Origin of the sequence: Caulobacter segnis, from assembly GCF_029543125.1 — a bacterium.
In the GTDB taxonomy this organism is placed as follows: Bacteria; Pseudomonadota; Alphaproteobacteria; order Caulobacterales; family Caulobacteraceae; genus Caulobacter; species Caulobacter segnis_D.
The window spans coordinates 670,292-689,982 of the sequence record NZ_JARQWW010000002.1 but is presented as its reverse complement, the minus strand read 5'-3'; the positions used below and the strand labels follow the sequence as shown (position 1 = coordinate 689,982).

At 68.0% G+C, this 19,691-nt stretch carries 21 protein-coding genes; 9 read left to right on the top strand and 12 right to left on the bottom strand.

Annotation, left to right across the window (positions count from 1 at the left end; all coding sequences use genetic code 11):
* Window positions 1-194 precede the first annotated feature (194 nt).
* From rpsT to mutM, 4 genes are all read right to left on the bottom strand, one after another.
* On the bottom strand, window positions 195-467 hold the full coding sequence (gene rpsT, locus P7B02_RS07975) for a 30S ribosomal protein S20 (protein WP_277785791.1): 273 nt from the start codon (window positions 465-467) through the stop codon (window positions 195-197).
* Window positions 468-572: 105 nt separating this feature from the next.
* The gene (locus P7B02_RS07970; protein ID WP_277785790.1) at window positions 573-1,349 is read right to left on the bottom strand and encodes an enoyl-CoA hydratase; all 777 of its coding nucleotides are present in this window, start codon (window positions 1,347-1,349) and stop codon (window positions 573-575) included.
* A 33-nt stretch (window positions 1,350-1,382) separates the two neighbouring features.
* The gene (locus P7B02_RS07965; protein WP_277785789.1) at window positions 1,383-2,252 is read right to left on the bottom strand and encodes a TraB/GumN family protein; all 870 of its coding nucleotides are present in this window, start codon (window positions 2,250-2,252) and stop codon (window positions 1,383-1,385) included.
* A 4-nt stretch (window positions 2,253-2,256) separates the two neighbouring features.
* On the bottom strand, window positions 2,257-3,120 hold the full coding sequence (gene mutM, locus P7B02_RS07960) for a bifunctional DNA-formamidopyrimidine glycosylase/DNA-(apurinic or apyrimidinic site) lyase (RefSeq protein WP_277785788.1): 864 nt from the start codon (window positions 3,118-3,120) through the stop codon (window positions 2,257-2,259).
* 54 nt (window positions 3,121-3,174) lie between these two features.
* On the opposite strand from mutM, the gene P7B02_RS07955 reads away from it, so the two are divergent.
* Together P7B02_RS07955 and ubiB are read left to right on the top strand one after the other, a co-directional pair.
* On the top strand, window positions 3,175-3,933 hold the full coding sequence (locus P7B02_RS07955) for a class I SAM-dependent methyltransferase (protein ID WP_277785787.1): 759 nt from the start codon (window positions 3,175-3,177) through the stop codon (window positions 3,931-3,933).
* Between the two features lie 4 nt (window positions 3,934-3,937).
* Window positions 3,938-5,440 carry a 2-polyprenylphenol 6-hydroxylase gene (ubiB, locus tag P7B02_RS07950; protein WP_277785786.1) on the top strand — a complete coding sequence of 501 codons (1,503 nt, stop codon included), beginning with the start codon at window positions 3,938-3,940 and terminating at the stop codon, window positions 5,438-5,440.
* Between the two features lie 3 nt (window positions 5,441-5,443).
* Here ubiB and P7B02_RS07945 read toward each other — a convergent pair whose 3' ends face one another.
* Complete coding sequence (locus P7B02_RS07945; RefSeq protein ID WP_277785785.1) at window positions 5,444-5,971, bottom strand: hypothetical protein; 528 nt, start codon at window positions 5,969-5,971, stop codon at window positions 5,444-5,446.
* A 121-nt stretch (window positions 5,972-6,092) separates the two neighbouring features.
* Here P7B02_RS07945 and coaBC point away from each other — a divergent pair, with 121 nt between their 5' ends.
* Both coaBC and dut read left to right on the top strand, forming a co-directional pair.
* Window positions 6,093-7,283: a bifunctional phosphopantothenoylcysteine decarboxylase/phosphopantothenate--cysteine ligase CoaBC gene (gene coaBC, locus P7B02_RS07940; RefSeq protein ID WP_277785784.1), complete on the top strand. Its 1,191-nt coding sequence runs from the start codon at window positions 6,093-6,095 to the stop codon at window positions 7,281-7,283.
* On the top strand, window positions 7,280-7,735 hold the full coding sequence (dut, locus tag P7B02_RS07935; RefSeq protein WP_277785783.1) for a dUTP diphosphatase: 456 nt from the start codon (window positions 7,280-7,282) through the stop codon (window positions 7,733-7,735). Before coaBC ends, dut begins: the two co-directional genes overlap by 4 nt.
* On the opposite strand, the gene P7B02_RS07930 is transcribed toward dut, so the two are convergent.
* Window positions 7,732-9,009, bottom strand: a complete 1,278-nt coding sequence (locus P7B02_RS07930; RefSeq protein WP_277785782.1) for a hypothetical protein — start codon at window positions 9,007-9,009, stop codon at window positions 7,732-7,734. The two genes, dut and P7B02_RS07930, sit on opposite strands and share 4 nt — an antisense overlap.
* A 172-nt stretch (window positions 9,010-9,181) precedes the next feature.
* On the opposite strand from P7B02_RS07930, the gene P7B02_RS07925 reads away from it, so the two are divergent.
* From P7B02_RS07925 to P7B02_RS07915, 3 genes are read left to right on the top strand one after another with little or no spacing between them, the layout of a single operon-like run.
* Window positions 9,182-10,267: an HlyD family secretion protein gene (locus P7B02_RS07925; protein ID WP_277785781.1), complete on the top strand. Its 1,086-nt coding sequence runs from the start codon at window positions 9,182-9,184 to the stop codon at window positions 10,265-10,267.
* Window positions 10,268-10,292: 25 nt separating this feature from the next.
* Window positions 10,293-11,885 (top strand): DHA2 family efflux MFS transporter permease subunit, encoded by a 1,593-nt coding sequence (locus tag P7B02_RS07920; protein ID WP_277785780.1) that lies wholly within the window; start codon window positions 10,293-10,295, stop codon window positions 11,883-11,885.
* Window positions 11,885-12,490, top strand: coding sequence for a TetR/AcrR family transcriptional regulator (locus P7B02_RS07915; RefSeq protein ID WP_277785779.1), 606 nt, complete (start codon window positions 11,885-11,887; stop codon window positions 12,488-12,490). Before P7B02_RS07920 ends, P7B02_RS07915 begins: the two co-directional genes overlap by 1 nt.
* Here the strand turns inward: P7B02_RS07915 and P7B02_RS07910 are convergent.
* The 4 genes from P7B02_RS07910 to P7B02_RS07895 form a co-directional block, all read right to left on the bottom strand.
* Window positions 12,487-13,302, bottom strand: a complete 816-nt coding sequence (locus P7B02_RS07910) for an enoyl-ACP reductase FabI (protein ID WP_277785778.1) — start codon at window positions 13,300-13,302, stop codon at window positions 12,487-12,489. The two genes, P7B02_RS07915 and P7B02_RS07910, sit on opposite strands and share 4 nt — an antisense overlap.
* Before the next feature lie 72 nt (window positions 13,303-13,374).
* Complete coding sequence (gene fabB, locus P7B02_RS07905) at window positions 13,375-14,592, bottom strand: beta-ketoacyl-ACP synthase I (protein ID WP_277785777.1); 1,218 nt, start codon at window positions 14,590-14,592, stop codon at window positions 13,375-13,377.
* Between the two features lie 59 nt (window positions 14,593-14,651).
* A complete protein-coding gene (gene fabA / locus P7B02_RS07900) occupies window positions 14,652-15,188 on the bottom strand; it encodes a 3-hydroxyacyl-[acyl-carrier-protein] dehydratase FabA (protein ID WP_277785776.1) in 537 nt (178 codons plus the stop codon).
* A 69-nt stretch (window positions 15,189-15,257) separates the two neighbouring features.
* A complete protein-coding gene (locus P7B02_RS07895; protein WP_277786007.1) occupies window positions 15,258-15,728 on the bottom strand; it encodes an SH3 domain-containing protein in 471 nt (156 codons plus the stop codon).
* Window positions 15,729-15,905: 177 nt separating this feature from the next.
* On the opposite strand from P7B02_RS07895, the gene P7B02_RS07890 reads away from it, so the two are divergent.
* Window positions 15,906-16,892 (top strand): 2-hydroxyacid dehydrogenase, encoded by a 987-nt coding sequence (locus tag P7B02_RS07890; protein ID WP_277785775.1) that lies wholly within the window; start codon window positions 15,906-15,908, stop codon window positions 16,890-16,892.
* A 3-nt stretch (window positions 16,893-16,895) separates the two neighbouring features.
* On the opposite strand, the gene P7B02_RS07885 is transcribed toward P7B02_RS07890, so the two are convergent.
* Window positions 16,896-17,846, bottom strand: a complete 951-nt coding sequence (locus tag P7B02_RS07885; protein WP_277785774.1) for an alpha/beta fold hydrolase — start codon at window positions 17,844-17,846, stop codon at window positions 16,896-16,898.
* 110 nt (window positions 17,847-17,956) lie between these two features.
* Between P7B02_RS07885 and P7B02_RS07880 the strand changes: the two genes are divergently transcribed.
* Window positions 17,957-18,781 (top strand): helix-turn-helix domain-containing protein, encoded by an 825-nt coding sequence (locus P7B02_RS07880; protein ID WP_277785773.1) that lies wholly within the window; start codon window positions 17,957-17,959, stop codon window positions 18,779-18,781.
* Here P7B02_RS07880 and P7B02_RS07875 read toward each other — a convergent pair.
* Window positions 18,778-19,545, bottom strand: a complete 768-nt coding sequence (locus P7B02_RS07875; RefSeq protein WP_277786006.1) for a sulfite exporter TauE/SafE family protein — start codon at window positions 19,543-19,545, stop codon at window positions 18,778-18,780. The genes P7B02_RS07880 and P7B02_RS07875 overlap by 4 nt on opposite strands.
* Between the last annotated feature and the right edge of the window lie 146 nt (window positions 19,546-19,691).

Sequence of the window (19,691 nt, the reverse complement as noted above, 5' to 3'; positions counted from 1 at the left end):
GATTTGTAGCGATAATTCTGTTGACTCAGACGCGGGCTAGAGCCGCCAAGGGGAAGCCCATTTCCTGCTTAAGCTTGCGCCGTTCGTTATGTCGCAGAGCCCGGATTTCAGACGTGAAAAAGCCGGCCGAGCGACAAGCTCTGCCGGCTTTCTGATCACAGCTTCACCAGGCGCGAAAAGCGCCTGTCGCAGGCTTAGGCGGCGGTCGCCAGCTTCTTCAGCTGGGCGGCCAGGCGCGAAACCTTGCGGGCGCCGGTGTTCTTGTGAACCACGCCCTTGGAGACAGCGCGCATCAGCTCGGATTGAGCTTCAACGAAAGCGGTCTTGGCCAGGCCGGCGTCGCCAGCGGCCAGCGCATCTTCGAACTTGCGCAGGAAGGTGCGGACGCGCGAGCGGCGAGCCTTGTTCACTTCGGTGCGGCGTTCGATCTTGCGGATCGCCTTCTTGGCGCCGGGATTATTGGCCATAGGGCTTGGAACCTTCAAACGGACAAGCGCTCAAGACGGACATCCTGGGCGCGGCAAATCAGAGCGGGCGCATATAGCCGAAGGCCAAGCGCCGGTCAACGCGCATCAGCGGCCTTTGAACTGAGGCTTCCGCTTTTCCACGAAGGCCCCCATCCCCTCCTTCTGATCCTCGAAGGCGAAGAGGGAGTGGAACAGGCGCCGCTCCAGCTTCACGCCCTGGGTCAGGGTGGTCTCCAGGGCGGCTTCGACCAGCTCCTTGTTCATCATGACCGCGAGCGGCGACTGGCCGGCGATCTTACGCGCCACGCCCATGACTTCGTCGATCAGGCTGTCGGCGGGGACCACGCGGCTGACCAGACCCGCGCGCTCGGCCTCTTCGGCGTCCATCATCCGGCCGGTCAGGATCATGTCCATGGCCTTGGACTTGCCCACCAGGCGGGTCAGGCGCTGGGTGCCGCCGATGCCGGGGGCCACGCCGAGGTTGATCTCCGGCTGGCCGAACTTGGCGCTGTCGGCGGCGATGATGAAGTCGCACATCATGGCCAGCTCGCAGCCGCCGCCCAGGGCGTAGCCGGAGACCGCGGCGATGATCGGCTTGCGGAAGCGCTCGATGGCGTTGGCGCCGGCGGTGAAGAAGTCCGCCTTGAACATGTCCGCATAGGACTGGCCGGCCATCTCCTTGATGTCGGCGCCGGCGGCGAAAGCCTTGGCCGAGCCGGTCAGCACTACGCAGCCCACCGTCTCGTCCGTCTCGGCGGCGGCCAGGGCCCGGGCCAGATCGGCCAGCAGGGCGGTGTTGAGGGCGTTCAGGGCCTCGGGACGGTTCAGGCGGATCAGGGTGACGCCGTCGGCGGTCTCCACGATCAGGGTCTCATAGGCCATCTGCGCGCTCCTTATTGTTCTGATGCCGGAGGTCTAAGGACCTTCGACCTTGAATCCTAGGGCCCGAAGGCGGGCCGGCAAGCCGTCCTTGCCGACCAGATGGCCCGCGCCGACAACGATCACCGTCTCGCCCGATCCGGCCATGCGGGCCTTGATCGCCTCGATCCAACGGACGTTCCGTTCGACGATCAGGCGGCGATAGAGGGTGGGCGAAGCCTTGCGGATCGGCTCCAGAGCCTCTTCTTCCAGTGTGCGGATGTCGCCCGCCGCCCAGGCCTTGACCAGCTCGTCATAGGCGCCGGGACCTTCCTCCAGCTCGTCGAGGGTCTGGCGAAGGCTGGCGATCTGATCCTCCTGGGGGGTATCGGCCAGGATGGAGATCTGCTGCTCGGGTGTTTCAAAGGCGCGGCGGACGGCGGAAGGCGGGGCCGTTCGCTGGATGACGACCTCCACCCCTTCGGCGCGGCTGGCGCTGCTTTTCATGAACATGGCGTTGGCCAGGGACACCTCCGCCAGCCAGGGGCGCAGGTACTGCAGAACCGCCATGGGCAGGCCGAGCTGATCGGCGACCTTGCGCAGCCGGGCGCCATCCTCGGGGCCGAGCAGGCCGGTCAGGGTCTGGCCGGCCGGCAGATAACCCTTGGCCTGGGCCGCGCGGCCCACCTCCGCCTGGGCGGCGTCGTCCATGGGCAGCTCGAACCAAAGGTCGTCCGCCTTCGCCAAGGCCGCATCCAGGGCGTCGGGCCGCCAGTCCACTCCCGCCGGCAGGATGTGCATGGAGCCGAAGATGACGATCTCGGAATCCGCGTCCCGCACGATCCAGACGGGCGGCTCGGCCGAGGCTCCCGACGGCAGGCAGGCGGCGAGGAAAAGGGCGGAAAGCGAAACGAGGGAACGGATCAAACGCTCAAACCTGACAGACTGGACAATAGAATGTGGATCGCCCCGCCTGCACCTGCCGGTCGATGACGCCCCCGCAGCCCTCATTAAGGCACGGCTCGCCCTCCCGGTCATAGACCTTGAAGCGATGCTGGAAATAGCCCAGCGCCCCGTCGGTGGCCGCAAAGTCCTTCAGGGTGGATCCGCCGGCCTCCACCGCCTCGGCCAGGACGTCCTTGATCGTCTCGACCAGGAGCGGCAACCGCTTGCGGGCGATCTTGCCGGCCGGCTTGAAGGGCGAGATGCGCGAGCGGTTCAGGGCCTCGCACACATAGATATTGCCCAGGCCCGCGACGATGCGCTGGTCCAGCAACAGGGTCTTCGGCCCTTGCTTGCGGCCTTTGAAGGCCCGCTCCAGCACGCCGGCGTCGAGATCGGCGCCCAGGGGCTCCGGCCCCATGCCTTTGAAGAAGGCGTGGCTGGTCAGTTGATCGGTGGGGATCAGGTCCATGAAACCGAAGCGGCGCGGGTCGTAATAGGTGATGCGCACGCCGGCCTCGGTCTCGAAGACCACGTGGGCGTGTTTCTGCAACGGATGAACCGTCTCCACGAACTCACCGGGCGTCAGGGTGCGTCCGTGATCCTCGATCTCGAACCGGCCGGTCATGCCCAGGTGCGCCACCAGGGTGTCGCCTCGGTCCAGGGGCATCAGCAGATACTTGGCCCGGCGGTCGACGCTCTGGATCGTGGCGCCGGTCAGGCGCTGGACGAAGCCTTCCGGCAGAGCGAACCGAAGATCCGGCCGGTTGGCCTGCACCCCTTTTAGCCGCGCCCCGGCCAGAACCGGCTCAAGGCCCCGGCGGACCGTCTCGACTTCCGGCAGTTCGGGCATGAATTCCCTGCTCTCTAGATGACGCGGCCGGTCCGGCGGTCTAAAGCTGCCGCCATGACCAAGACCTCCGCCAGCTTCGGATATCAGGACGTCGATCCGGCCGAAAAGCCGAAACTCGTCCGTGGCGTCTTCGATCGTGTCGCCAAGAACTACGACCTGATGAACGACCTGATGAGCGGGGGCGTCCATCGGCTGTGGAAGGACGCGGTCGCCGCCCGTCTGAACCCCCAGCCGGGCGAGGTGATCGTCGACTGCGCCGGGGGCACGGGCGACATGGCCCGCCGCTTCTCCAAGATGGCCCGTGCGGCTCAAGACCGCCGCGGCGGCCCGGACGCCAAGGTCTTCGTGGTCGACTACAACGCCGAGATGATCGCCGCAGGCCGGGAGAAGGGCTCCGAGCCCGAAATGACCTGGACCGTGGGCGACGCCCAGCGCCTGCCGCTGCCGGACAATTTCGCCGACGCCTATGTGATCAGCTTCGGCATCCGCAACGTCACCGACATCGATGCGGCCCTGCGCGACGCGCGCCGGGTGCTGAAGCCGGGCGGCCGCTTCCTGTGTCTCGAATTCTCGCGCCCCACCACCGAGGCGCTGCGCAAAACCTATGACGCCTATTCCTTCAAGGTGATCCCGCAGGTCGGCGAATGGGTCGCCAAGGACCGGGACGCCTATCAGTATCTGGTCGAAAGCATCCGCCGCTTCCCGGACCAGCGCACCTTCGCCGGTATGATGGAGACCGCGGGCTTCGGCCGCGTGACCGTCACCAACTTCATCGGCGGCGTCGCGGCTCTGCACCAGGGCTGGAAGCTCTAGAGGCATGGGCTCGATCGCCGCCTTCTTCCGGCTGCTGGCCGCCGGCTGGGCGCTGGCCCGCGCCGACGCCCTGATCCCCCGTGAGCTTGACCCGATCCTGCCGCCTTCGCTGAAGGCCCTGGCCGGGTTCCTTCGCCTGTTCGCCGGCCGCGACGCCCGCCTGGGCCGTCCGGGCCAGCGTCTGGCGCGTCAGCTGGAGAAGCTGGGCCCGGTGGCCATCAAGCTGGGCCAGTTCCTGTCCACCCGCGCCGACATGTTCGGGACCGAGTTCGCCGAGGATCTCGGCCGGCTGAAGGATCGCCTCGATCCGTTCCCCATGAGCATCGCCCGCGCCGAGGTGGAGCGCGCCCTGGGCCGCCCCGTGACCCAGGCCTTCGCCAGCTTTGATCCTCCGATCGCCGCCGCCTCCATCGCCCAGGCTCATCCGGCGACCCTGCCGGATGGGCGCAGGGTGGCGGTGAAGGTCCTGCGCCCGGGGATCGAGCGCCGTGTGGCCGACGAGTCCGCCGCCCTGCGCCTTGCCGCCCGCCTGGCCGAGACCTTGGTTCCCGCCGCCAAGCGGCTGGAGCCGGTGCTGTTCGTGGAGACGGTGATCCGCTCCCTGGTTCTGGAGCTGGACCTGCGCCTGGAGGCCGCCGCCGCCGCCGAGCTGGGCGAGGTGATGAACCGCGACGGCTACATGCGCGCCCCGGCGGTGGTGTGGGACGGCGTGGGCAAGCGCGTCCTGACCCTGGAATGGGCCCGGGGCATGTCCCTGTCGGAGGCCGCCGCCCTGGAGCAGCCGGGTCTGGACCGCTCGCTTCTGGCCGACAACCTGATCCGCGCCTTCCTGTCCCAGGCCCTCGACCACGGCGTGTTCCATGCCGACCTGCACGAGGGAAACCTTTTCGTGGCCGCGCCCTCGACCCTGACGGCGGTGGACTTCGGCATCGTCGGCCGTCTGGGTCCGGCGGAGCGGCGCTACCTGGCCGAGATCCTCTACGGCTTCCTGCAGCGCGACTATGTCCGCGTAGCGCAGGTCCACTTCGACGCCGGCTACGTGCCGATGACCCACGACGTGAACGCCTTCGCCCAGGCCCTGCGCGCAGTGGGCGAGGCGGTGTTCGGCCGCCCGGCCAACGAGGTGTCCATGGGCCGCCTGCTGGCCCAGCTGTTCGAGATCACCGCCCTGTTCGACATGCGCCTGCGGCCGGAGCTGGTCCTGCTGCAGAAGACCATGGTCACGGTGGAGGGCGTAGCCCGCCGCCTGGACCCGTCGCACGACCTGTGGGCCGCCGCCGATCCGGTGGTGCGCCGCTGGATCACTCGCGAACTGTCGCCCGCCGCCAAGGTCCGTGACTTCGTGGAGGACGCCCTGTCGGCCATGCGCTCCCTGCGCCGCCTGGCCGAAGGAGGCCAGACGGCGGTGGTGGTCGCGCCGGAGCGAGGCGCTCCGCCGTTGGTCTGGTTCGCCGTGGGCGCGGCGACCGCTGGGGTCGCCTTCCTCGTCGCCCTTTGGTTCGCCTGACGCCTATTCGGCCTGGCCTCTGTCGCGTCGGGCCAAGCGGGTCGAACGCTCGGCTTCCTTAGCCTTCTGCTCCGCCCAATAGGCCTTGCCCTCGCGCGGCCTGAACAGGGTGCGGGGCGTGCCGTGCTTGCTCGACACGGCGAAGACGTTGTCCTTCGCGTCATAGATCAGGGTGTCGCCATTGGTCCGTTTCAGGGTCTCAACCCCCTTGGGCGGGTTCTCCACGAAGTCACGCGCGATGCGGGCGAAGTCTTCCGGGCTCTTGGCGCCGAAGTCCTCGCCGTTGCGCTCGAAGGCGCGCTGGACGTTCTCCTCGGCGGTGTAGCGGCGGCTGGCGGTCCAGATCGGCTTGCCGTCGAGCTGGGGCACGGGAGCGTCGCGGGCGTCGGCCTGCTCGAAAGTCGTCAGGGCCGCCGAAGTCGTCGCTTTTTCACTCTTCGGCGTGGCAGTCGCTCCGCCGTCGCAAGCCGCCAAAAGCAGCAATGACGCGTAAATTGCTGTCTTTGCCGGTGAGAACACACTCAGAACCATTGCTTCCTCCGCATTTACAGCTCACACGTGTGTTGTGGAACGAAGTAAGAACGAACTTTGGCTTTTGTCCATAGCGCGGCATCGCCTAAAGACGCAGGCGAACCCGCAGGGAGGCTTGGCCTTGAGCGAGAAACGCGTCCTTCTGATCGTCGGCGGCGGCATCGCGGCCTACAAGGCGCTGGAGCTGACCCGCCTGCTGCGCAAGGCCGGGGTCGCGGTGCGCCCGATCCTGACCAAGGCGGGGGCGGAGTTCGTCACCCCCCTGTCCCTGTCAGCCCTGGCGGAGGACAAGGTCTATTCCGAGCTCTTCTCCCTGACCGACGAGGCGGAGATGGGCCATATCGAGCTGTCGCGCTCCGCCGACCTGATCGTGGTCGCTCCGGCCACCGCGGATCTGATGGCCAAGGCGGCCACGGGACGGGCTGACGATCTCGCCTCCACCACCCTGCTGGCCACTGACACGCCGATCCTGATGGCCCCGGCCATGAACGTGCGCATGTGGGAGCATCCGGCGACCAAGCGGAATCTGGCCCAGCTCAAGGCTGACGGCGTCGCCTTCGTGGGTCCGGACGAGGGCGCCATGGCCTGCGGCGAATATGGCGAAGGCCGCCTGGCCGAGCCGCTGGTGATCTTCGAAGCTGTCATGGGGATGCTGAGCGGCGGCCGCCCCCTGGCCGGCAAGCGCGCCCTGGTCACCGCCGGCCCGACGGTGGAGGCCATCGACCCCGTGCGTCTGCTGACCAACCGCTCCAGCGGCAAGCAGGGCTACGCCATCGCCCGCTCCCTGGCGCAGCTGGGCGCCGAGGTGACCCTGGTCTCCGGCCCCACCGGCCTGCCCGCGCCCGCGGGGGTGAAGCGGGTGGATGTGGAGAGCGCGCGAGACATGCTGGCCGCCTGCCAGTCCGCCCTGCCCGCCGACGTGGCCGTGTTCGTGGCCGCTGTCGCCGACTGGCGTCCGGACGAGGCCTTCGGCATCAAGCTGAAGAAGGGCAAGGACGGCCCGCCGGCCCTGCACCTGGTGGAGAACCCCGACATCCTGGCGACCTTGGCCGCCTCGGGCCCTCAGCGGCCGACCCTGGTGGTCGGCTTCGCCGCCGAGACCAACGACGTCGAAGACCACGCCCGCGCCAAGCTGGCGCGCAAGGGCTGCGACTGGATCATCGCCAACGACGTCAGCCAGCCCGGCGTCATGGGCGGCGAGGAAAACGCCGTCCTGCTGATCTCCAAGACCGACACCGAACGGTGGGAGCGGGCGTCCAAGGACGCCGTCGCCCGCCAGATCGCCGACCGCATAGCAAAGGCCCTTTCATGACCCCGACCATTCCGATCGTCCGCCTGTCCCACGCCGAGGGCTTGCCCTTGCCGGCCTATGAGACAGAGCACGCGGCCGGCATGGACCTGCGGGCGGCGGTGGCCGACGAAGAGCCGGTCACCCTGAAGCCGGGCGCGCGAGCCATGGTGCCGACGGGCCTGTCCTTCGCCGTGCCGGTGGGCTTCGAGGCCCAGGTGCGACCCCGCTCGGGGCTGGCCGCCAAGGCCGGCATCACCTGCCTGAACTCGCCGGGCACCATCGACGCCGACTATCGCGGCGAGGTGAAGGTGATCCTGGCCAATCTCGGCGCCGAGGATTTCGTCATCCGCCGCGGCGACCGCATCGCCCAGCTCGTCATCGCCCCGGTGGCCAAGGCTTCCTGGAGCGAGGTCGAGACCCTGGACGAGACCGCCCGCGGCCTCGGCGGCTTCGGCTCCACCGGCAAGGGCTAGTTCAGCAGGTCGGCCGGCAGGGTCGGCTCCGACAGGATCGTCTCCATGGCCTTCCAGCGGGCGGCCGGATCGGACCCGGCCCGCTCCACCTTGGCCTTCACCATCTCCTGGCCGGTGACATAGTTCAGCACATAGCTGCGGTAGCCTTCCGAGAAGCGGATGCTTTGTTCGGCCCGGGCGCGGGAGACGAGCTGGTACTTCTGCATCAGGCCGATGGCCGTTTCGCGGTCGATCTTGCCGTTCAGCAGATCGGCGGTGATGGTCAGGCGCGCGCCCGTCAGGCCGCTCAGAGCCTCGCGCAGGGTCCCGTAGGCGGCGGCCGTCTTCGGGTCTAGGCCCGCCAGCGGATAGAGCGTCTTGGCTTCGAAGGCGGTGCGCTGCTCGCCCGGGAAGGCCAGGTCGATGCCGTAATTGCCTTCACCCTCGGCGATCAGGGAGAGGGGCGAGAACAGCGGATAGACCGAGAACTCGACCCAGCCCCGCGCCTTGACCAGACGGTCCTCCAGCAGGGCGTTGTGGGTGTGGTGGCCGGGATAGCCCTCATGGCAGCCCAGATCGACGGCCCGGTCGATGAAGATCGGCAGGTCGGTGTTCACCTGGATCAGGCTGTGGGCCTTGCCCTGGTACCAGTTGTAGCCGGACCAGCTCTTGTTGGTGACGAACTCGAGGACGAAGGACTCTTGGGCCGGCAGCTTGAAATGCGCGGCGGTGCGGGCGCGGCATTCGGCGATGGCGGCGCGCATCACCGGCTCCAGCCGATCCTTGGGGATGGCGTAGCGCATTTTGAAGGCGTCCACCCGGTCGGCCAGCGGGCCGTCACCTGGGACTGCCGCCTCGATCCTGGCCAGCAGCGGGTCGTAGGCCGACAGCGGCTTCAGCGGCGGGTTCACCCCGAACAGGGACTCGGCCTCGTCCTGGAAGGTGGGCTTGGCGCCTTGGATCATGCCGATGCGGAACTCCACCGCCTTGATCTGGGCGGCCAGGAAGGCGCGGCGCTTACGCTCGATGGCGCTCAGCGGCGCGGGATCGACCGCATTCACGGCGGTGGCGAGGCGATCCGCCTCCGCCGCCAGGGCGGGCAGACCGGGCTTGGCGGCCTTCACCGCCTCGCGCACCTCGGCCGGGCCGTAATAGGCGTCCACATAGCCGTCCTCATGCTCGCCCACGCCCAGCACAAGCTTCACATAGGCGGAGGCCGCGTCATCCAGCGGCGCCGCGGCGACCGGGAAGGCGGCGCTGATGGAAAGGGCGAGGGCGGTCAGCAGTCGGCGCATGGGCGTCTCCGGAAACGGGCCGGCACGCTAGCCCTTTCAGGAATCATAGCGAAGGCTCCTTGAATAATGGACCCGATCGTCCATTTTTCATTGCGCCGCAACACGGGTAGGCGTAAAGCGCTCGCCCGAGCTGCGTCTGTGCAGCGTTAAGATCGCCCCAGGGGATTGGCCGATGGCCGCAGATCGCAAGAAGAAGCTGGTTCCGCTTATCGTCGCTGGCGCGACGGGCCTGGCCGTCGTCATCGGCGGCGGCCTGTGGTGGCTGGACAAGCAGCGCTTCGAATCCACCGACAACGCCTTCGTTCAGGCCGATACGGTCCAGGTCAGCCCGCAGGTCAGCGGCTATGTGGCCGAGGTGCTGGTGGCCGACAACCAGCGCGTCCAGGCCGGTGACGTTCTCGCCCGCATTGATCCCTCGACCTATCAGGCGCGTCTGGACCAGGCGATCGCCAACGCCCAGGCCCTGGATGCGGCGGTCCGCAACGTGGACGACCGCACCGTCCTCGAACAGGCCCTGATCGCCCAGCGCGCCGCCGGGGTGGAGAGCGCCCGCGCCGACGCCAGCCGCGCCCGCGCCGATCTCAGCCGCTACGACGCCCTGGCCAAGCAAGGCTGGGTCTCCACCCAGAAGGTGCAGACCGAGCGCGCCGGGACCGCCCAGTCCGAAGCCGCCGTGGCCCAGGCCCAGGCCGCCCTGGAGGCCGAGCGCCGCACCGCCGCCTCCCTCGGCTCGACCCGCGCCCAGACCCTGGCCCAGGCCGTGGCCGCTCAGGCCGCCGTCCAGCAGGCGAGGATCGACCTGGAGCGCACCGTGGTGCGCGCTCCGGTGGCCGGCGTGGTGGGCGCACGCTCCCTGCGTCCCGGCCAGCTCGTCCAGCCGGGCCAGGCATTGATGTCGGTGGTGCCGCTGAGCCAGACCTACATCGTCGCCAACTTCAAGGAGACCCAGGTCTCCCGTCTGCGCATCGGCCAGCCGGTGGAGATCAAGGCCGACGCCTTCGGCAAACAGAAGATCGAGGGCCGCGTGGAAAGCTTCGCCCCGGCCACCGGCCAGGAGTTCGCCCTGATCCCGGTCGAGAACGCCGTGGGCAACTTCACCAAGATCACCCAGCGCCTGCCGGTCCGCATCGCCGTGGACCGCAAGGGCGTGGCGGGCGGCCTGCGCCCTGGCCTGTCGGTCGAGGTGAAGGTCGATGTCCGCGACAAGTCCGGCCAGGGCTTCGCCGACGCCGGCGGCGTCCAGACCGCCAGCCGCTAGGGCCTAGAGAGATCAGGAGCGCGCCATGAGCGACGCCGCCATCTCCGCCGGCCGCCCGGCCGCCGCTCCGCCCGTGGAGACCGACTGGGGAAAGCTTTTCCTCGGCTTCGGCGCCATGGTCATCGGCCAGTTCATGGCCATTCTGGACATCCAGATCGTCTCGGCGTCCCTGCCGCAGATCCAGGCCGGGGTGGGCGCCAGCGCCGACCAGGTCAGCTGGATCCAGACCGCCTATCTGATCCCCGAAGTGGTGATGATCCCCCTGTCGGGATATCTGTCGCGCCTGTGGGGCACGCGGAACGTCTATCTGGCGTCATGCCTCGGCTTCGTGGTCATGAGCATACTGACGGGCCTGTCGACCAGCATCGACATGATGATCCTGACCCGCGCCCTGCAGGGGTTCATCGGCGGGGCCATGATCCCCACGGTTTTCGCGGTGGCCTTCACCGCCTTCCCGCCCGAGCGGCGGGTGACCGCCAGCGTCATCATGGGCCTGATCGTCACCCTGGCGCCGACCGTCGGCCCGACCCTGGGCGGGCACCTGACCGAATGGTTCAACTGGCGCGCCCTGTTCTTCATCAACGTGCCGATCGGCGTGATCGTCCTGTTCGGCGTGGCCCGCTGGGGCGACTTCGACAAGGGCGACCCCAGCCTGGCCAAGGGCTTCGACTGGTTTGGCCTGGCGGTCATGGCCATCTTCCTGATGAGCATGCAGTTCGTCCTGGAGGAAGGCGCCAAGGAGAACTGGTTCGAGGACGCCTATGTCCTGTGGCTGACCGTGGTGGCGGTGATCGGCGCGGTCCTGTTCGTCTGGCGGCAGCTGACCTACTACAACCCGATCGTCGAGCTGCGGGCCTTCGCCAACCGCAACTTCCTGATCGGCGTGGTGATGACGGCCGTGTCGGGCGCCACCCTGTTCGGCGGCACCTTCCTGCTGCCGCAGTACCTGGCGCGCATCCGCAATTTCTCGTCGGCCGAGATCGGCACGACCATGATCGTCTCGGGCCTGTCGATGTTCCTCACGGGCCCCATCGCCGGCCGCATCGTGCGGACCGTGGACCCGCGTATCCCCATGTTCATCGGCTTCGGCCTGGCCGGCTGGGGCATGTGGATGGCCCATACGGTCACCGACGACTGGGGCTTCTGGGAGTTCACCTGGGTCCAGGCCCTGCGCGGGGTCGGGGTGATGATCGCCATGATCGCCACCCAGACCGTGACCATGAGCACCCTGCCGCCCCACATGGTGAAGAACGCTTCGGGCCTGGTGAACCTGTTCCGCAACACCGGCGGCGCGGTGGGGCTGGCCATGCTGTCGACCACCATCACCCAGCAGAGCGCGCTCTACTACAACGACATGTCGTCCAAGGTCGGGGCCTCGGATCCGCAGATCCAGAGCATGATGGCCGGCCTCGTCGCCCGCATGCAGCAGTTGGGCGTGGCCGATCCCGAGGGCGCGACCTTCAAGGCGCTGCACGGGATGATCTTCAAGCAGGCCTCGGTCCTGGCCTTCGGCGACGCCTTCGCCATGCTGGCCATGTGCGGGTTCTTCGCGGCGGTGGTGGCCCTGTTCGCCGCTCCGTCCAAGAACGCGCCGCCGCCGCCCGCGGACGCCCACTGATGCCGCGCGTCGCCGGACAGATCGACGAGGCCAAGACGGAGGCGATCCTCGACGCCGCCGCCGACGTCTTCGCCGAGCGTGGGCTGGCGGCGCCCATGGAGGCCATCGCCCGTCGCGCCGGGGTGTCGAAGCAGACGCTCTACAACCGCTATCGCAGCAAGAACGACTTGGTCCGAGCCTTGGTGATCCAGAAATCGGACCAGATCATCGGCTCGCTACACGCGCGCGACGCCGCCGCGCCGCCGCGCGAGGTGCTGGCCGACTTCGCCCGCAACATGCTGAACCTGGCCAATTCCAAGTCGCCGGTGTTCCTGCGGACGATCATCCAGAGCGCCGGCGAAATGCCGGATCTGGCGCAGGAGGTGTTCGAGGCGGGGCCCCTGCGCTCGCGGCTGGAGCTGGCGGCCTATCTGGCTGAGCAGACCCGCTTGGGGCGTCTGTCCGCGGCCGAGCCGGAGCAGGCGGCCGAATTCTTCGCAGGGATGGTGACGGGCCAGCGCCAGCTGCGCGCCCTGCTGGGCCTCAACAAGCCCATGGCGTCCGAGCAGATCGACCGCCTCGCCCAGGAGGCGGCCGACCGCTTCGTGAAGGCTTACGCGCCTTAGGCCTCTGCCTCGTCGGGCATGCCCATCATGTGGAAGCCGGCGTCCACGTGGACGACTTCGCCCGTGGTCGAGCGGCCCAGGTCGGAGGCCAGCCACAGGGCGCAGCCGGCGACGCCTTCCATCGACGTGTCTTCCTTCATGGCCGAGAAGGCGCGGCCCTGGGCGATCATGCCGCGGCCGCCGCTGATGCCGGCCAGGGACAGGGTGCGCATGGCGCCGGCCGAGATGGCGTTGACGCGGATGCCCTTGGGGCCCAGGTCGCGGGCGATGTAGCGGGTGGAGGCTTCGAGAGCCGCCTTGGCCACGCCCATGGTGTTGTAGTTCGGGATGGTCCGCTCAGACCCCAGATAGGTCATGGTGATCAGCGAACCGCCGTCCGGCATGATCTTCGAGGCGCGCTTGGCCACGTCCACGAAGCTGAAGGCCGAGATGTTCATGGCCGTCAGGAAGCCTTCGCGGGTGGTGTTGTCCACGAACGAGCCCTTCAGCTCATCCTTGTTGGCGAAAGCCACCGAGTGGATCACGAAGTCCAGCTTGCCGAAGACCTTTTCGATCTCGGCGAAGGCGGCGTCCATGGAGGCGTCGTCGGTGACGTCAGCCTGGATCAGGGTCTTCACCCCGATGCTCTCGGCCAGCGGACGCACGCGGCGCTCAAGGCCTTCGCCCATGTAGGTGAAGATCATCTCGGCGCCCTGGGCGGCGAGCTGCGAAGCGATGCCCCAGGCGATGGAGTTGTGATTGGCCACGCCCATGACCAGGCCCTTCTTGCCCTTCATGAGCTCGCCGGTCGGGAAGGTGTAGTCGTCGGCCATGGCTCGGCCTCCCTTGGAATTGGGTGTCGTGAACGGCGCTTTTGAAGCAAAGCGCCCGGTCAGGGAAGAGTCCTAGACGTCCAGGCGGCTCATGATCAGGCAGCCGTTGGTGCCGCCGAAGCCGAAGCTGTTGGACATCACCGTGCCGATCGGCTGGTCCGCGCGCTGGCGCAGGATCGGCAGGTCGGCGAACTCCGGATCGAGGTTCTCGATGTGGGCGCTCTCGGCGGCGAAGCCGTTCTGCATCATCAGGATCGAATAGATCGCCTCCTGCGCGCCGGCGGCGCCCAGGCTGTGACCGGTCAGGGACTTGGTTGAGGAGATCAGCGGCGCATTGGCCCCGAACACCTCGCGAACCGCGCCCATCTCCTTGCTGTCGCCCACCGGCGTGGAGGTGCCGTGCGGGTTCAGATAGTCGATCTTGCGTCCGCCGGCCTCTTTCCAGGCCAGGTTCATGCAGCGCACGGCGCCTTCGCCCGAGGGCGCGACCATGTCGAAGCCGTCGGAATTGGCGGCGTAGCCCACGACTTCCCCATAGATCTTCGCGCCGCGCGCGTTCGCGTGCTCAAGCTCCTCGAGGACGAGGATGCCCGCGCCGCCGGCGATGACGAAGCCGTCGCGGTCCTTGTCATAGGCGCGGCTGGCCACCGAAGGCGTCTCGTTGAAGTGCGTGGACATGGCGCCCATGGCGTCGAACAGGTTCGACAGGCTCCAGTCGATCTCTTCGGTGCCGCCGGCGAAGACGATGTCCTGCTTGCCCAGGGCGATCTGTTCGTAGCCCGAGCCGATGCAGTGAGTGGAGGTGGCGCAGGCCGAGCTGATCGAGAAGTTCAGGCCGCGGATCTTGAACCAGGTGGCCAGGACGGCCGACGGGCCCGAGCTCATGGCCTTGGGGACGGCGAACGGCCCGATGCGCTTGGGGCCCTTCTCCTTGGTGGTCTCGGCCGCCTGGATGATGGCCTGGGTGGACGGGCCGCCCGAGCCGACGATCAGGCCGGTGCGCTCGTTGGAGACATCGGACTCCTCGAGGCCGGCGTCGGCGATGGCCTGCTCCATGGCGATGTGGCCGAAGGCCGTGCCCTGGGCCAGGAAACGGGCGGCGCGGCGGTCGACCAGGGATTCCCAGTCGATCTGCGGCGCGGCCTCCACCTGAGAGCGGAAGCCGAGCTCCGCGTAGGTGGGGGCGGCGCGGACGCCGGACTTGGCCTCCCGCAGGGAGGCTAGGACTTCATTGGCGTTGTTGCCGATCGACGAAACGATGCCGATGCCGGTGACCACGACGCGACGCATATCTATTCCTCTTCTCCCACCCTGCGGTTCCGGCTCTGGCGGCCGGTTCGGTTAATGGATCAGGACGCCATCTGCTCGGCGGTGAACAGGCCGACCTTCAGGTCCTTGGTCTCGTAGATGACCTTTCCATCCGCTTCCATGACACCGTCGCCGATGCCCATGACGAGCTTGCGCATGATCACGCGCTTCAGGTCGATCTTGTAGACCACCTTCTTGATGTCCGGAGTGACTTGGCCGGTGAACTTCACCTCGCCCACGCCCAGGGCGCGGCCGCGGCCCGGCGCGCCGGACCAGCCCAGGAAGAAGCCGACCAGCTGCCACATGGCGTCCAGGCCCAGGCAGCCGGGCATCACCGGGTCGCCGATGAAGTGGCAGTCGAAGAACCAGAGCGACGGGTCGATGTCGAACTCCGCCTCCACGTAGCCCTTGCCGTAGGCGCCGCCGTCGGACTCGATCTTCACGATGCGGTTGAACATCAGCATCGGCGGGACCGGCAGCTGGGCGTTGCCCGGACCGAACATCTCGCCGCGGCCGCAGGCCAGCAGCTCCTCGAAATCGTAGGTGCTCTTGCGGACGTGGGTGGTCTCAGCCGTCATCAATTCATCTCTTTTAGGGCGAACCATGTCGCCGAAGCGTCTCGCCCTAGCACGTTGATGCAACGCGCCTCAACGGCATTGGGTTTTCGGATCGGTCCCCCAGACCGCGTTTTCAGGGATCCAGCCCTTTCGGCCGCCGGCCTTGATGCGGCACCAGCCGTCCTCGCAGCGGTCCAGACCGGCGATGGCCTCGCCGCTCAGATAGGCATCCGTCTTGGCCTCCAGCTTGGGCTGCGCGCGCATGGCCAGGGGCTCGGGCTCCACCCGCATGACCGTGCGGCGGCCATCGGTGACCCGCCCCTTGACCCAGGCGAGGCCGCCCTGGGGATCACAAATTCGGCGCCAGTCGCGGGTTTCGGCCACCACCTGCACGGGCAGACCCTTGGCGCGGTACACCCAGAGAACCTTGTGGTCCTCGCCGGGGCCGGCGCGGGCGTTCACCTCGTCGAACTTCAGGGCGACGTAGCGGGGGACCGGCAAGCCGGACGGGCCGATCCGGCCAGAGGCGGCTTCCGTCTCCTTCTCGCAGGCGGCCAGCATGAGGGGCGCGACCAGGAAAAAAGCGGCGATCGCCGCCTTTCGCGGCTTACGCTGGGTCATGCCTTTTCCGAACGCCACCTTGCTTTGCCCCTCGCGAACCGTCTGATACTGGTCAGGAATACAAAAAGGCCGAACGGCCGAACACTCCCTGCGCAGAGAGCTTCTTTCAGACCGCCGATGGCAGCCCGCAAGCCCAAAGTCGTCGTTACGCGAAAACTCCCCGATCCGGTCGAGACCCGGATGCGCGAGCTTTTCGATACGGAACTCAACCTCGAAGACACGCCGATGTCCGTCGATCAGCTCGTTGACGCCATGAGCCGCGCCGATGTCCTGGTGCCCACCATCACCGACCGGATCGACTCGCGGCTGCTGTCTCGGGCCGGCGAACAGCTGAAGCTGATCGCCAATTTCGGGGCCGGGGTGGACAATATCGACGTGGCCACCGCCAACGCGCGGGGGATCACCGTCACCAACACCCCCGGCGTGCTGACCGAAGACACCGCCGACCTGACCATGAGCCTGATCATGGCCGCCGCCCGCCGGGTAGTGGAGGGGGCGAACGTGGTTCAGAGCGGCGATTTCGCCGGCTGGTCGCCGACCTGGATGCTGGGCCGGCGGATCTGGGGCAAGCGCCTGGGCATCATCGGCATGGGTCGGATCGGCCAGGCCCTGGGCCGCCGGGCCAAGGCCTTCGGCATGCAGGTTCACTATCACAACCGCAAGCCGGTCAGCCCGCGCATCGCCGACGAGCTGGGCGCGACCTACTGGGAAAGCCTCGACCAGATGCTCGCCCGCATGGATGTGATCTCGGTCAACTGCCCGCACACCCCGGCGACCTATCACCTGCTGTCGGCCCGCCGGCTGAAGCTGCTGCGGCCCGACGCGATCGTGGTCAACACCGCGCGCGGCGAGGTGATCGACGAAGGCGCTCTGGCCAACATGCTGGCCCGCGGCGAAATCGCCGGCGCCGGCCTGGACGTCTACGAGCACGAACCGGCGATCAATCCCAAGCTGCTCAAGCTGCCCAATGTCGTGCTGCTGCCCCACATGGGCTCGGCCACGGTGGAAGGGCGGACGGACATGGGCGAGAAGGTCATCGTCAACATCAAGACCTTCATGGACGGCCACCGTCCGCCGGACCGTGTCATTCCTTCCATGCTCTAAGGTCTAGGCCCAGAGCTTCAGGGCCTCTTCGGCGATGACCTCGGGGTATTCTTCGGGAAAGAACAGCTTGGCTTTCTCCAGCCGGCGCACGCCCCGCGACTGGGGCAGCACGCGGTCGAGATAGCCGGGGCTGTCCTTGGAGAAGATGTCGTCGCTCATGCCCCAGACGATGCGGGCCGGGACCTGCAGCTTGCGCAGATCCTTCTCGATCCCGGCCAGCGGATTGGGGTCCAGCCCCAGGGTGTAGGCGTTGGTCAGGGCCTTGCGTTCCGGCGAGGCGACCAGCGGACCCAGATACTGTTCGATGGCCGCGTCCGTGGGCTGGGCGGGGTCGCTGTAGCAGAGGCCGCCCAGTCCTTCGGCCGACCGGCACAGCGCCTTGTCGGCCAGCCACGGGACCAGCCACGTGTCGGGATAGGTCCCCTCCCGCGCCATCTCGATCACCGGCAGAAGGGCCGGCGGCGGGCTGTCCGGCTCCACGTCGCAATTGGTCAGCAGCAGGGTCCGCACCCGCCCCGGATGGCGCAGGGCTAGAAGCTGGGCCACCGCCCCGCCGCTGTCGTTGGCGATCAGGTCGAAACGGTCGACGCCCAGGCGCTCCAGCAGCACGGTCAGCATCTCCACCTGATCGGCGGGCGCGACGCCTTGACCCCGGGCGACCTCGGTCAGCCCCAGCCCCATGAAATCGGGCGCGATGCAGCGGCGGTGAGGCGAGAGCAGGGCGATGGCGTCGCGCCATTGGAAGCTGCTCAGCGGAAAGCCGTGCAGGAACAGGGCGGCGGGGCCGTCGCCACGCTCCACATAGGCGGTCTTGCCGAAGCGCGTGGCCATGAAGCGCCGCCGGGTCGTGTAGTCCCGGGCGTGCTGAACGTCACGCGCGGCCTTGTCGCCAGCCAGGGCGGGTCCGGCCAACCCTAAAGCCGCCGTCGCGGCGAGGAACTGTCTGCGTTGCATCGGGATAGCCTTCAGAGATTGCATCCTCTTGAGGGCTAAGGATGCGGCGTCGCCGTCTCAATGACGTCTCAGGTCATGGCCTGTGGTCACGCGGCTTGTATTCTTCGGCCATGCGATCCAACGCCCTCCGATCCCCAAATCCGCCCGCCGCCCCGAGCCGCGTCGGCGATCTGCTGCGCGAGTGGCGCGCCGCCCGACGGATGAGCCAGCTCGATCTGGCCCTGGAGGCGAATGTCTCCTCCCGCCACCTGAGCTGGGTGGAGACTGGCAAGTCGCAGCCCGGCCGTGAGTTGGTTGAGCAGCTTGCCGACGCCCTGGAGATGCCCTTGCGCGAGCGCAACAGTCTGCTGGTCGCCGCCGGCTACGCCCCCAAGTACCGCGAGACGGCCCTCGCGGATCCGGAGATGGCGCTGCTGCGCAAGGCGGTGGAGTTCATCATCCGCCAGCAGGAGCCGTTCCCGGCCTTCGTCATCGACCGTCACTGGGATGTTCTGATGGTCAATCCCGCCATGCAGCGGGTGTTTGGCGCCCTGAAGCCGGGCGGCCCGACCCACGGCAACATCCTGCGCCAGGTCTTCGACCCCGCGGACATGCGCCCCTTGCTGGCCAATTGGGAGGAGGTGGCGGGCGACCTGATCCGGCACCTGCATCATGAAGCCGCCGCCGCGCCGTCCGACATGAGGGCCCGAGCCCTGCTGGCCGAGGTGCTGTCCTATCCCGACGTGCCGCAGGACTGGCGGCGGCGGGAGCTGGGCGCGACGCCCCTGCCGGTGATCACCACGGTGTTCCGCAAGGATGACCTGGAGCTGCGCTTCTTCTCGACCCTGACCACGTTCGGCACGGCCCGGGACGTGACGGTCGAGGGTCTGCGGATCGAATGCATGTTTCCGGCGGACGAGGCGACCGAGGCGTTCTGCCGATCGCTGGCCGGCTAGAGCAGGCCCGCCGCACCGTCCCAGACCAGCTTGGCGCCGACCACGACCAGCAAGATGTAGATGAAGCGGTAGAATCCCTCGGCCGGCACCTTGCGGACCAGCACCACCCCGGCCCAGGTGGAGGCCACCGCGAAGGGCAACAGCACGCCGGCCGCCATGAGGCTGTCGCGGTTGATCTGGCCCAGGGCGAAATAGGCCGGAACCTTCATCCAGTTCACGACCGCGAAGAACACCGCGCTGGTGCCGATGAACAGGTCGCGCGGCAGGCGCTTGGGCAGGACGTACATTTGAAAGGGCGGCCCGCCGGCATGGGCGATCTGGCTGGTGAAGCCCGAGGCTGCGCCGCAGATCGCGCCGAGAATGGGCGAGGACGGCTTGCCCTGGACCTCCGCCGCCGCCTTCACCGCCCGTTCGGCCCACAGGCGCTGCAGGGCGAAGACGATGGACACGGCGCCCACCGCCAGCTCCACCGCCGCCGATGAGACGAAGGCCGCCAGGGCGAAACCCAAGAAGATGCCCACCGCCGCGCTGGGCAGCAGCAGCTTGAGGAGGCTGAACTCCACCGTCTTTCGGAACGCCCACACCCCCACCACGTCCTGCACGAGCAGGATCGGCAGGATGATCGAAGCGGCCTGCACCGGCGGCATGATCAGGGTCATCAAGGGCACCGCCACCACCCCCACGCCGGCGAACCCGCCTTTGGCCAGGCCAAGAATGATCACGGCCGGCACGGCCACGGCGTAGAAGATGGGATCGGTCAGCAGCATCGCGCCGTCTTGTGGTCCCGCTCCCCACGGACGCGCAAGGCGCAAATCGCCGCCGGACGGGGGATTTGCGCTCCTCGATATCCAGCGCTATATTCACCGCAACATCGTCCGATCGCGCTGGATAGCGCTTTCGAGCGGCGGCG